Origin of the sequence: Methylotenera sp. L2L1 (assembly GCF_000744605.1) — a bacterium.
GTDB lineage: Bacteria > Pseudomonadota > Gammaproteobacteria > Burkholderiales > Methylophilaceae > Methylotenera.
Genome location: NZ_JQMG01000001.1, coordinates 1,814,752 through 1,828,069 on the forward strand (window position 1 = coordinate 1,814,752; position 13,318 = coordinate 1,828,069).

The 13,318-nt window shown below is 42.4% G+C and carries 10 protein-coding genes; 1 reads left to right on the forward strand and 9 read right to left on the reverse strand.

The window, feature by feature from the left end; translation table 11 throughout:
• Window positions 1-238: 238 nt before the first annotated feature.
• Window positions 239-2,779 carry a chemotaxis protein CheW gene (locus FG24_RS08640; protein WP_036302596.1) on the forward strand — a complete coding sequence of 847 codons (2,541 nt, stop codon included), beginning with the start codon at window positions 239-241 and terminating at the stop codon, window positions 2,777-2,779.
• Between the two features lie 152 nt (window positions 2,780-2,931).
• On the opposite strand, the gene FG24_RS08645 is transcribed toward FG24_RS08640, so the two are convergent.
• The 9 genes from FG24_RS08645 to FG24_RS08685 all read right to left on the reverse strand — a co-directional run bounded on the left by FG24_RS08645 (window position 2,932) and on the right by FG24_RS08685 (window position 13,306).
• Window positions 2,932-4,035 carry a PilT/PilU family type 4a pilus ATPase gene (locus tag FG24_RS08645; protein WP_036302598.1) on the reverse strand — a complete coding sequence of 368 codons (1,104 nt, stop codon included), beginning with the start codon at window positions 4,033-4,035 and terminating at the stop codon, window positions 2,932-2,934.
• A 130-nt stretch (window positions 4,036-4,165) separates the two neighbouring features.
• Complete coding sequence (locus FG24_RS08650) at window positions 4,166-6,274, reverse strand: tetratricopeptide repeat protein (protein ID WP_051901490.1); 2,109 nt, start codon at window positions 6,272-6,274, stop codon at window positions 4,166-4,168.
• 9 nt (window positions 6,275-6,283) lie between these two features.
• A complete protein-coding gene (mnmC, locus tag FG24_RS08655) occupies window positions 6,284-7,522 on the reverse strand; it encodes an FAD-dependent 5-carboxymethylaminomethyl-2-thiouridine(34) oxidoreductase MnmC (RefSeq protein ID WP_036302600.1) in 1,239 nt (412 codons plus the stop codon).
• Window positions 7,515-8,228: a tRNA (5-methylaminomethyl-2-thiouridine)(34)-methyltransferase MnmD gene (gene mnmD / locus FG24_RS08660; protein WP_235189745.1), complete on the reverse strand. Its 714-nt coding sequence runs from the start codon at window positions 8,226-8,228 to the stop codon at window positions 7,515-7,517. The genes mnmC and mnmD overlap by 8 nt, the downstream gene beginning before the upstream one ends.
• 188 nt (window positions 8,229-8,416) lie before the next feature.
• Window positions 8,417-9,697 (reverse strand): SAM-dependent methyltransferase, encoded by a 1,281-nt coding sequence (locus FG24_RS08665; protein ID WP_036302603.1) that lies wholly within the window; start codon window positions 9,695-9,697, stop codon window positions 8,417-8,419.
• Window positions 9,698-9,712: 15 nt separating this feature from the next.
• On the reverse strand, window positions 9,713-10,507 hold the full coding sequence (locus tag FG24_RS08670; protein WP_036302605.1) for a DUF1365 domain-containing protein: 795 nt from the start codon (window positions 10,505-10,507) through the stop codon (window positions 9,713-9,715).
• On the reverse strand, window positions 10,494-11,747 hold the full coding sequence (locus tag FG24_RS08675) for an NAD(P)/FAD-dependent oxidoreductase (RefSeq protein WP_036302607.1): 1,254 nt from the start codon (window positions 11,745-11,747) through the stop codon (window positions 10,494-10,496). Before FG24_RS08675 ends, FG24_RS08670 begins: the two co-directional genes overlap by 14 nt.
• Before the next feature lie 45 nt (window positions 11,748-11,792).
• Window positions 11,793-12,743, reverse strand: coding sequence for an acyl-CoA desaturase (locus FG24_RS08680; protein WP_051901491.1), 951 nt, complete (start codon window positions 12,741-12,743; stop codon window positions 11,793-11,795).
• Window positions 12,744-12,799: 56 nt separating this feature from the next.
• Complete coding sequence (locus FG24_RS08685) at window positions 12,800-13,306, reverse strand: lipocalin family protein (RefSeq protein WP_200876885.1); 507 nt, start codon at window positions 13,304-13,306, stop codon at window positions 12,800-12,802.
• Window positions 13,307-13,318 lie beyond the last annotated feature (12 nt).

Sequence of the window (13,318 nt, forward strand, 5' to 3'; positions counted from 1 at the left end):
CGCTAATGAAAATGCTTATCAATGTTAAATTTCTCTATCTTGGTGTTTTTGCACACTAATAGTGCATGCTTAGTTATGGTGCACCATCTTAATTTCTACAGTCAATAGAGTAAGTGACTAAAACTTATATCAATATTAAGTGTTGTTCGATTGATATTTTGTATTGGCTCATATATTGCTTACTTGATACTTATGCAAGTCACGCGCCTAACTATCAATCACTGTTTGTGAGTTAATAATGAATCAGATTTCTTCGTTCCAAATCGATAATTACCTACCTTTCATGAGGGATGTTGTTCGTTGTGAACAGTCTTTGCATGAGCTCAATTTAATGTGGAGAATTATTGAATCATCAGCAAAAATGAACTGTCCTGTGGAGGCGAAAAGTATACTGCCTACCATGGCTGAAACCCGTGCTGGGTTTAATCGTTTAGAAAAAGAGTTGGTCTTAAGTTTGGTGCAGGAGAAAGTGGCGACTGTATTTAACGAGATTGGCACTAAGGCAAAGTATGTCATTGATATATTGGTACGTAACCTTTATGAACGGACAGCGGATGTTGGGTTTTTAGCCACAGACCGTGAGTTATGTAGTTTTGTGGCAGGGGTTGGTGGCAGCGTTGATGATATACGTTTGCGTTTACGTGCTTACCGCAGCAAATATACGGTGTATGACGAGATTATTTTGTTGGATGTTTCTGGTAATGTTTTGGTGCAGATTAACGAAGAAACGCCAATTGAGGGCAGTTTAGATTCTTTGATTCACGAAACGTTAAACTCTGAAGACTATGTGGAAACTTATCGTCATACTGATTTACGACCTAATAAAAATAAAGCGCTGATTTATTCCAAACGGATGCTGCACCCTGAAACTGGTGCTGTCATTGGTCTGTTGTGCCTATGTTTTAACTTTGTGGAAGAGATGGCGGGTATTTTTCATTCCCATCGTGACCCTAGTCTGCGTTCGGTGATGCTGCTGTTAGACCAAAATCAACAGGTCATCGAAACCAGTGATGCACGCTGGATTCCTGTTGGGGCAGTGGTGCCGGTGAATCATGACGCTAAATCAGGGCTAATGATATATGGCGGGCGGGAGTATCTGGTTGCAACTTTCAAAGCGAATGGCTACCAAGGTTACATGGGGCCAAAAGGCTGGCAGGGTCAGGTTATGACGCCTGTAGATATTGCATTTACAGGGCAGGAAACGAGCGCATTAAAGTCTTTAGATGCAAAAGTGGCCAGAGGGTTGTTATCGCATGCGCAGTCTTTTTGCCCGCCACTTTATGAGGTAATGACGGCTGCCTCGACCATCCGACGGGTGGTATGGAATGGTCAGGTGATGACCGTTGGGCAGACCGGTGAACTATTTAAACTTAAAACCATATTAGACCAGATTAGCGAAACCGGTACACGCAGTAATGAACTGTTTGCACAATCCATTAATGACCTTTATGAGACAGTGCTTGCCTCAAGGTTGCAAGACTCGGAGTTCATGTCGCATTTGTTGGTGGATTTACTAGACCGTAATTTATACGAACGCTCCGATGACTGCCGCTGGTGGGCCGTGACGCCTGAGTTAAGAGTTGCACTTGCTTCTGGACGTGTAGATGTGTCGAGTGTCTCGCGTATCACAGAGATATTGAACTATATTAATCAACTGTATACCGTGTACACACGTATTTTTGTTTATGATAAACATGGCGTTATCATCGCTAGCACTAACCCAGTAGATGAGAGTGGTTCAATCATCGGGTCGACCATTGATGATGTCACATTGGCTGAGGTGTTATCTCTGCGTAATGAGCAGCAATATTATGTGTCGCCATTTGAGCCTAGTTCAGTGTATAAAAATGATCCCACCTATATTTATCATGCGGCCATTATGTCGCCGGATGGAGGGGATGTCGTTGGTGGTATTGGGATTGTTTTTGATGCGACACCTGAGTTCAATGCCATGTTGCTGGGCGGTATTGCAGAGAACCAATCGATTAAAGCATTTTATATTGATAGGCAGGCTAAGATTATATCCAGCACCGATTCCTCTCGTCCGGTAGGTTCTGTATTAGATATTGACCTAGATTTACTCGGTTTGCCTAATGGGAAAAGTGCCTCTCGTATTGTGGTGCGTGATGGGCATTACTGCATTCTTGGGTGTAGTGTATCTAACGGCTATCGGGAGTTTAAAGTCACTGACGGATATAAGGAAGACGTGATTGCCGTGGTTTATGATGCATTTGGAGAGGTGCGAAATCACTTTAGCTCTGGTAATGATTCAGCATCTATTATTCACTCTGATTCTACACAGACCACTGACCCTGAGTTTGCAACATTCTTTGTGGATGAGAAACTGTTTGCATTGGAAGCTGAAATTGTTTTAGAAGCCTTGTCTGCGTCAGAGATATCTTCAGTATCGATAGGTAGCCGTTCAGAGCGAGTGGGCGTGATTGCAGTGCAGCATGAGGGCAAGGGCAACAATTACGTTTGGGTTTATGATTTTAGCTATCTATTAAGCGGTGTGCCTTCCGTTGTTGATAGCAACAGTCAGGTGATTGTCATCATGTGCGGTGAACATAAAGTTGGCTTGCTTGTGGGAGCGTTGCATTCTGTTGCACAGATTAGCAAAACACAAATAAGCACGACGCCACTAGCCAATGATAAACGAGGTAATTTAATTAAGTGGATTATTAAGGCGAATGAAGGCAATCTGTTTATTCAATGTGTGGATGTGGATTTTTTATTGAAAATGCTGAGTAATCCGTTTGATCCGGTAAAACAGCAATAGTGCGATTGTAATCACGCTGTTAACATTCATGCGTAATGGTGCGCATGAATGTTAACAGTAAGTGAGATATGACGCAGTTGAAATGGCTATCTTAATTTGATCACCATTCATTTGATACTGACTATGTTAATTGTGAATATGGCGTATGGGGATTAAAGTCCTATGCCACCATTGCCGTTGCGTGTGCCTTCGGCTGCAAAGCGTATTTTTAGTGATAAATCGTTACGGGAGTCCGCATAAGCTAATGCATCCTCTTCCTCGACTTTGCCATTGGCATATAGTTTAAATAAGGATTGATCGAAGGTATGCATGCCAATGTCGACATGTTCACCCATAATTTCCTTGATCTCACCCATTTTTTGTTTCTGAATTAACTCACCCATGTATGGTGTGTTAATCAAGACTTCTGTTGCAGCAACACGCTTACTTTGCTTACCTGGAATCAAGCGCTGCGATATGATTGCAACGAGATTCATGGACATGCCTAGTAGTAAGCCATTTCTGCCATCTTCTGGGAAAAATGAGATGACGCGTTCTAATGCCTGATTTGCATTATTAGCGTGCAATGTGGCTAAACATAAATGGCCAGTTTCGGCATAGGCGAGTGCATTTTTCATGCCGTCCATATCGCGTACTTCGCCAATCAAAATAACATCAGGCGCTTGGCGCATCGCATTTTTAAGGCCATTTTCGAATGATAATGTGTCAATGCCAATTTCGCGTTGGTCTACTACTGATTTTTTATGTGGGTGAATAAACTCAATAGGGTCTTCAAGCGTAAGAATATGTCCATTGCTTGTTTCATTTCGGAAGTCAATCATGGATGCTAATGTAGTGGATTTACCAGAGCCAGTTGCACCAACGACTAGAATAAGTCCACGTTTGCGCGTGATTAGATCCTTCAGCACAGGTGGTAGCCCTAGGCTTTCTAGGGATGGTATTTCAGTTTTAATATGGCGAATCACCATGCCCACTTCACCGCGTTGTTTAAACACATTGACCCTGAATCGCCCAATGTCTTTCTTCCCTAGCGCAAAGTTAGCCTCTAGTTCTGATTCAAATTCTTTGATTTGATCTGCACTCATCAGTGAGTAAGCAATTTCTTTAATCATGCCAGGCTGCATGATTTGAGCGTTGATAGGGGTGGTTTCACCTTCAACTTCTATGTGAATACTGGTCCCTGAGCTAAAAAATAAATCTGAACCACCTTTGTCCAGCATAAATTTCAATACAGGGGTGATGTCAATTGCTGCCATGGTTATTTCCTGAACATTTTAAAATGTGTTTGTTTTTATGGGTTAATGCAGTTGTACATAAAAGACTTTAGCATAATTTTAATCGAACGCATTAGCTTGTGTGCTGCTTTATGTCGCTTGCCAATGTGCCTTATATCGCATGATGCACCATCATGGTTCGATAGGTTTCCTCAAGCGATTGTGCAAACTTAGCCGTGTCAAATAAAGGCGATGTCATATTCTCAGTGCATAATTTTTCTTTGATACGCGTGAGCGTGTCTTTATTTTGCATGAGACTCATGGCTATGTTTTCATAATCTTCCAGTGAGTCACTGATGAGTTGTGTTAAGCCTGCAGCTTGCAATAAACTGCCTGCGACACGTGATGCAAATGTGTCGCCTGTGCATGTTAATACTGGCACACCCATCCATAAGGCATCGCTACAAGTGGTGTGTGCGTTGTAGGGCTGAGTATCTAAAAATAGATCGGCATGCGCATGCCTTGCGAGGTGGTCTGCGATGGTAACCCTAGGTGCGAAAATAATGCGTTCTGCTTCAATGTCTCTGATGTTAGCTTCGCGCAATAAGTTTTGTTTGGCCCAAGGGTTGCAATCTAGCAACCACAACACACTGTTTGGTTGTGCTGTGAGCAGGCGCATCCACACACTAAAAACATCTGGCGTAATTTTGAATGATTGATTAAAACTACAGAAGACAAAAGCATTTTCGGGCAGATTACATGCTTCGCGTGTCGGTTTTTTTCCTATCGGGCGTTTACGATCATTCGGCTGGTAGCTGTGCGGCAGTAAGGCCAGCTTTTCTGCATAATGCTGAGCAGATGTAGGCGGGGTAATAAAACTATCAGATAAAAGGTAGTCGAATAAAGGCGTGCTTTGCTCATTGTTGTGATGAACTTCACCCATCGTGCCTGGAAAACCAAGCCAGTTAACGTTGATTTTTGCTGGGCGTAGTGCTGCAATGCCACTGCGGCTAGTTTGCGTAAAGCCAGTTAAATCCACCAAAATATCAATGCCAGCACTATGTATTTTCTTTGCTGCGTCTATTTCAGACAGTGTGCGAATATCATGGAATTGGTCAAAGGCTTTTTCTAGCCTTGTTCTAGCGCTAGTTTTATCATTAATGCCATATGAAAAAGCGTGAATTTCAAATTGGTTTTTATCATGCAGTTCGATGAGTTCACTAATCAGAAAAGCCAGTGGGTGTAATCTGAAATCTGCAGATAAATAGCCTATTTTAATTTTTTTGTTAGAGGCTACTGCATGAGTAAAGCTTAGTTGTTTTCCATGTTGAATCAGTTGCGCGTAGCGATTGTTGACCCAGTTGCTAGCGCAAATCTTTTGCTCTTCTGCCGTGGTAGAAGGCATCGCCAAAAAAGCGAATGGTGATATTTGTGCGCTTGGCTCATGCTTTACCCACTGGCGAATCTGTTGAATATCATCTTCTAACCCCTGCCAATCACACATATGCTGCTTTTGGTGAACCAGATGCACTTTGGCATGGTGTAGCTTGGGGTTGAGTGTGAGCGCTTTTTGATAACTTGCTACGGCTAAATCTAGCTGGCCTAATTCGCGCTGTACGTTACCTAAGTTGTTATGCGTATCGGCATCATTCGGTGCCAACTGAATGGCTTTTTGGTATTGCTTGGCAGCATCATTAGCTTTGCCTAGTTCGCGTTGTGCGTTGCCTAGGTTATACAGCAGTGCTGCATCTTGTGGATTAAATAGCAAAGCCTCTTGAAAGCAGGCTTCCGCTTGAACGAAATTGCCAAGCGTATGTGCCTGATTGCCCAGTGACGATAAACAGTGGCAAAGCGCCTCACGTATATCGTCGGCTTTTTGCTTCACTCTTAACACACGGCGATAGTAGCCTGCGGCTTCTTCAAACCTGTTGGCGGCCAGCATTGTGTTGCCAAGGTTAAGTTGGATGTCTAGGTCTTTAGGCTGTAATAAAATCGCTTGTTGAAAGCTTTTAATCGCAGCTTCTACTTGGCCGTTTTCACGTAATGCCAAGCCGTAGTGGTTTAAATATTCAACCTGCTTAGGGTTAATCGTGAGCGCTTGTTCAATATGTGTCACTGCGAGCGTAGTTCGATTGGTTTGATAGTACACAAGGCCTAGCATATGGTGTGCGTCAGCATGCTTGGGTTGCATAGATAGCACTTGTTGGTAAAGTGACTCTGCTTCTGCTAATTGGCCTACACGATGATGTTGTACTGCTGCTAAATAATGAGATTGCGCCATAAGCTCATTTTAACCTGAAATTTTATGCTGAGAGGCGATGGTTTTTGCTAATTTCTTTAATCCTAATGCTTTGAGTAAGAATCGATTGGGGTTAAGTTGGCAAGCTATATCACTGCTAATGGGTAAAGGCTGTTGGCAAATCATACTGGCGAGTAGCTCTGCGCATAATGGGGCACTGGTGAACCCTTTGCTGCCATGTGCCGCATTGATGTACAAGCCAGATAGCCACGGTAGTGCTTGAGGTAAAGCACTTGGTCTTACAGGATTTTTTGTGAGGTTAGCACCATCGATTAATTCACCTACCAACGGCCAGTAGTCGCTGGTGGTACATCGGTAAGAAACGCGTCCTCCTGTCAGGCTTGCTTGCAAATCATGATAGAGCGCTGGTGAGATGTTGTTGAGTTTATTTAAGTTGGAGATATGGTCTGCCTGTGTCGTTGTTAAATCAGGCGCTTCGGTAGAGATGGCCTCTGCGTCAGAAAATGAAGCCCCTAAGCAATGAGATTGTGCAGCATAAGCAGATGGGCTTAAGTAGCCATCGCTACAAATAATCGTGTTGATTTTCTGGCTATTACTTGTTGAGTCAAGCACGCTAACCTGACCGCGTACGGCTTTGGTGTGTAGCGGTAAATCAGGTAAAAGTTGTTGTGCATCGTTAGCCGTTGCAATAATCAATACATCTGCAGTTGCGAGTAACTGATGATGATTATAAACCTCGAAGCCATACGCTTTCTGAGCAAACTGAATGACTTGCTGTGTATTGATAATCGTAATGTTTGGGTGCTGGGTTAAATGCTTACATAGGTTTTTTGGTTGTATCCATGCCGCTGTTGGGAAATATAAGGAGTCATGGTCAATCGAGATGCCAGCAATGGTGCTAGCTTCATTATGCGACACATACTGGAGCACGCTCGCAGGGTAATTGTGCGCAGCCACCTTTTTAATGCGCGATAGCTCTCTAGCATTAAACCCAAGTTGCAACATGCCGCACATAGAAAAATCAGCATCAGGCAGATTAAGTGATTGATAAAATGCTAAGCTGTATAAATAGCTATCCAGTGCAAATTGGCTACTTAAGTCATCACCACTTAAGCGTGGATATAACATGGCGAGCGGATTGCCCGAGGCTGCACTAGCAACTTCTGCGTTACGCTCAATCAGTGTGACTTTAATGCCGCGTTTAGCCAGTGCATAGGCGCTACTAGAGCCAGCGATGCCACCACCGATCACGATGGCTGTATTAGTCATGCTGGGTACCGATGAACTCGCCACAGAGCATTTCACGTTTTTTACCAAACCCTGCGCGCTTATTTACCTTGAAACCTGCATTGATTAAGCCTCGCCTTACATCTCCCGCACTGGTAAATGTTGCGAATGTGGTTGAGGGGTGGGCGTGTTTTGCCATCTCTGAAAACAAGCCGCTATGCCACATCTCTGGATTCTTAGCAGGGGCGAACCCATCCAGAAACCATGCATCAGCGATGTTAGAAATGCATGCTAATTGTTCGGTGGCATCGCCGGTGTATACAGATAATTGAACTCTATGATTGTAAAGACTAATAGATGATGTATTCGCCTTTGTATTCATCAATGTTTCATACTGATGAATCAGGGGCGTGCTTAAGTCAGTGAGTTCTGGCCACAACGCTAACGCGGTTGAGATATCACTTAATTCAAGTGGATATTTCTCTACGCTAACAAAATGCAATACAGCATGCTTTGGTGCGCTTGCTAACCATAATCTAGCTGCACATAAAAAGTTTAAGCCAGTGCCAAACCCAGTTTCAATAATGGTAAAGTGATTTAAATCAGTCTGTTGCCAGCGTGTTGGCAAATCGTTGCCTTGTAAAAAGACATATTCAGTTTCTAATAGGCCATTATCACTAGAAAAATACACATCCTGAAACTTGGTGGAGTAGGGTAAGCCATCTCGCCATGCTAATTGCTCTCGCATTGTGCTATCTACGGGGTTTAAATGAGCGTTATTGTTGTCTGACATGCGTTTTAATATCGAGTTAAATTGAGGCCAAATCGCGTACGAGCAAGTTGACCCCAATTTTAAACCATAAAGGTAGCGTAAGTCAGATAACTACATGTTAGATAACTATAAGTAATGTAACTAGAAGAATTGAATACTACTATTTAGTCTTTTGGTGTGAGTGCATCTCTTTTGTTATTTGGCTTAGCTAACAGCATGTGTACATCACCCAATGCACGCTCAATAAAGCCGCCTTCACAGTAGCAGAAATAGAACTCCCACATTTTGATGAATTCTTCTGAGTAACCTAATGCACGTACTTGGTTGATATTTTTAAAGAAATTCATCCGCCACATCCCCAGCGTAGTTGCGTAGTGTGGACCAATATCTTCAAGATCAATTAATCTCATATCACTCATCCGCGTAATGCTATTAAGCATAGCAGTGTTAGAAGGGATGCACGAGCCTGGGAAAATATAGCGTTGAATAAAGTCTACTGAAGATTTAGCTACTTCATAGCGTTGGTCAGCAATCGTAATCGCCTGAATTAATGCGAGCCCATCAGGTTTAAGTAATGAACCTACCTTAGCAAAATAAGTGTCATAAAACTGATGCCCTACGGCCTCTACCATTTCAATTGACACTAATTTATCGAACTCACCATCTAAATGGCGGTAATCTTCAAGTAATAATGTGATTTTGTCACTAAGCCCAGCACCCCCCACGCGCACTTTTGCTAGCGCATATTGTTGCTTAGAGATAGTCGTCGTCGTGATTCTGCAACCATAATGTTTTGCCGCATAAATCGCAAAACCACCCCAGCCAGTGCCAATTTCAACCACGTGGTCAGTTGGTTTTAAATCGAGTTTATCGCAAATGGTTTTTAGTTTTAATTCAGATGCCTGTTGTAATGTTTGTGTTTGGTGGTTAAATATCGCGCTGGAGTACATCATCGTTGGGTCTAAAAACAACTGAAATAACTCATTGCCCAAGTCGTAATGTGCTGCAATATTCTTACGGCTACCTTCCGTCGTATTGCTGTTTAGCCAATGTAATACCTTCAGAATCGGCTTGGTCAGCCATTGGTAACCGCCTTCTAGCGCATCCATCACTGATTGGTTGATGCACATAATCCTGATTAATTCAGTAAGGTGATCTGTGGTCCAGTAGCCGAGCATGTAGGCTTCACCAGCACCGATGCTGCCACCAAACGCAATTTCACCATAAAACCGACTGTCATGAATTTTAATCACAGCGTGTAATTCAGATGATGCTAGACCAAAACTATATTTTTCGTCACCATCAATCAGTGTTAAATAGCCTGTGTGCAAATGTGTTAATCGGTGCAATATTTTACGTTTGGCTAAATCAGCTACCCATCGTGCACGATTTTTTTGGCGTAGATTGCTGGTTAGTTTTTCTTGTTGCAGGGCTGGTGTCGTCATGAGTATTTTTGTGCATCAAGGTTTAGTGGTTGAGTTCGGATGTGAATAAAACGGTACACGTTTTAGCCACAGTTTTAATGCGCTCCAATAAATTGCTAGCACGACTTTAATTGTCATAAAAGGATACTTGATGAGTAGCGCATTGAGCTTGGATGGATTGAATTCTGTTCGATGTAGTGACAGTGTCGCATTGAAGATTAGCTGCTCGTTTTGAAGATTTTTCATGTGTATATGCAATTGTTCTTGGTCTAGTTGAAATGCCCAGTCGTAATCAATATTCATCGGCATAAATGGCGACACATGGAATGCTTTACTAAACTTAAAAATAGAAAGTTCGCCATTATTTGTAAATTTTATAGTTCTGTTTTTTGAGTAATCATGCACATAAGCAAATGACTCATTCCAAGGCGTATTGGTAATGTGGCTTACGATTGCCTGTAATGTTTCTCCGTCATCTTCAAAACAGTAATAAAAGGTGACGGGGTTAAAACAATAACCAAAATAACGCATATTGGTGAGCATGCAAATTGGTCCAGATGGCTTTTTCCCTGTGTTGACCTCAACCAATTGGCTGATTTCATCTTTTAGGGGTTTTGCTGGATCCCCAAAATAGTCGGCACGTTTAAACCATGCAATATTTTTAGATTCAAAAGACCAAAAAATACGGTTGTTAAACATTGTTGGCAGCTCATCTAAATTTAGAAACATCATAAAGACTTGATAGCGAAATCCATGTGCTTTGGGTTTAAAACGCTGATGCGATACCCAGCCTTGATAAATAGCGTTGCTAGATAATTTATTTTGCGGCATTTAAGTATTGCTCAAAATGTTTGAGTGCTTCTAGTGCGCTGACAACCCCATCTTCATGAAAACCATTTCGCCAATAAGCACCTGCATAAGCAGTGCGGTTTATACCACTTATCTCACTGTGTCTTGCCTGCGCAGCGGCACCAGCTAGGGTGTAGACAGGGTGCATATAGATTAAGCGTTTAATCACTTTTTCTGGATGAATACCATGGGTATGGTTGAGTGTCACCAATAGTGGCTCGATCGTTTGTAAGTTTTGCAGTATGTTCATGTTATAAGTCACGGCTACCTTGCTTGATGCTGGGGTAGTGACGTGATAATTCCACGCTGCCCATGCAAGTTTTCTTTTGGGCAAAAGGCTGATGTCATGGTGTAAAAATATGGTGTTCTCTTGATAAGGGATTGCGCCAAGTATTTGTGCTTCTGCTGTTGTTTTATCTTGCAGCATGTTCAGTGCTTGATCGCTATGACATGCAAAGAAAACAAAATCAAACTTTTCTTCTTCGCCGTTCACTGGTTTTACACGCACAGATGTTTTTAAGCGGCGCACACTTTCTATTGGTGTGTTGAGCCTGATTTTATGTTTAAACGGTGCCGTTAACGCATGGACATAACTGGCTGACCCATCTGAAATAGTGCGCCATTCAGGTCTATTGTTAACGGTTAGCATGCCATGATGATGAAAAAAACGCACAAAAAAACGCGCCGGAAACGAAAGCATTTGTTTTGCATCTGTTGACCAGATAGCAGCACCCATCGGCACAATATACTGATCTATAAATTGTTGGCTATACTTGCCTTGTCTTAAGTAGTCACCAAGTTTTATTTCATTTCCATCTGCCAGTAGTTCCAATGATGATTGATTAAACCGCAGAATGTCACGAATCATGCGATGAAACGAAGGTTTGAATAGATTGATACGTTGTGCAAACAGGCTGTTCAGGCTAGTGCCGTTATATTCTAAGCCTGTGCTCTCACAACGTACACTAAAGCTCATGCTACTAGGTTGCCACGCGACATTTAACTCATTCAATAAACTGATAAAGTTTGGGTAGGTACGGTCGTTAAATACAATAAAGCCTGTGTCTACATTGATTGTTTTACCTTCATGCTGTACTTGATGCGTGTGAGTATGGCCGCCAATATGGCCTTCTGCCTCAAATATGGTGATGTCATGTTTTGTATGCAGATGATGTGCAATCGTATTGCCTGCAATGCCACTTCCAATAATCGCAATTTTCAAACTGAAGTCTTTCAAAGGTATCTAAATGACAAGCCGCATTATTTTTTAAGCTATTTGCTTAGATTGCTGTTTAATTTTACGAGACTCTCTTATTGATACAGGCACTGTGCGTAAATCCCAAATTAGCCCACACATCGCCAGTATTTTTAAGCCGTAGTAGGTGAAGTCTACTTCCCACCAGTAAAATCCTTGTTTGGCAGAACCAGGGTAGTGGTGGTGATTGTTATGCCAGCCTTCACCTAGTGTCGCTAGTGCAATCCAAAAGTTATTTCTGCTTTGGTCAGTTGTGGCATAACGGCGCTTACCCCATACGTGTGCCAGTGAGTTAACGGTAAACGTTGCGTGGTAAAGCACCACGGTTGAAATGGCAAACCCCCAGACCAGTAACTGCAGCCCATTTGTATTTAAATCTGGATAGGTACTTTCTAGACCATTGCCTAGCGCGTAGATACCGACTGCCAGTAATACTGGAATGATCGCGTCAAAACGATCTAAAAGCCTAAGTTCTATGTATTTAGATAACTCCTTTACGTTTTCAACCTGTGCTGTAAAGTGCTGGGATGATAAAAACCATCCGATATGGCTCCATAAAAATCCATGTTGCACAGGAGAGTGCGCGTCTTCTGATTCATCAGAGTACAAATGGTGGTGCCGATGATGGGATGCCCACCAGATAGGGCCTCGCTGTACTGCGGTTGCACCAACCAGTGCCAGAATAAATTGAAAAACGCGAGTGGTACGAAATGCTTTGTGTGAAAAGTAGCGATGATAAAAAGCGGTAATTGCGAACATTCTAATCAGGTAAAACCCAATGGCAAAGCTTAATGCAAACCAGCTTACGCCTACCCAAAACACAGCCAAGCATGCAATATGAATCAAGATAAAGGGGATGACACGGAGCCAATCAATGCTTAGCCATTGGTTTTTACCTACATTACGATGCGCATGAAGTTGAACCGAGTGATTATCAAACCAAGAAAGTAATTTTTTAAACATAGTGTTTATATAGTGTTTATGCGGTATTTGTTGATATCTCTTAGTGCTTGAGTGAGTTAATTGTGATGAGGGACTTTACGAAGCTTACTCATGTCGTAACCCAAGTCGCTGACAAATCCTGTTAGTTTTTTGTAGTCATCTTCACTGATCTTAGGTGACCTAGCCATAATCCACACATAATCCCTGGCATTACGTGCAATCACGGTTTGGGTGTAGTTCTCGTCAAGGTAAGCGATTAGGTATTCGGCTTTAATAGGCCATATAAATTGCATACCCCATTGGGCATTCCCTGAGTCTTTGGTAACAAAACCTCTAGGCTCATAGGTTTTCTTTTGTCCATTTAAGCTACCTTTGTTAAACGTAAACGTAGTGGCAATCGTGCCATCGTCATCAAGTTTGTAGCTTTCAATCGCGTTGTAAGACTCAGTCTCAATCGCTGTTGGAATCGCAGCAATGACATACCAATCTCCCATGAATTTAGGTAAATCCACTTGCGTTGCGGTAGTAATAGGGGTGAGCTGCTTACCCGCACAGGCAGATAATATGCTGGTGAGTAACGACATAATGACTAGCCT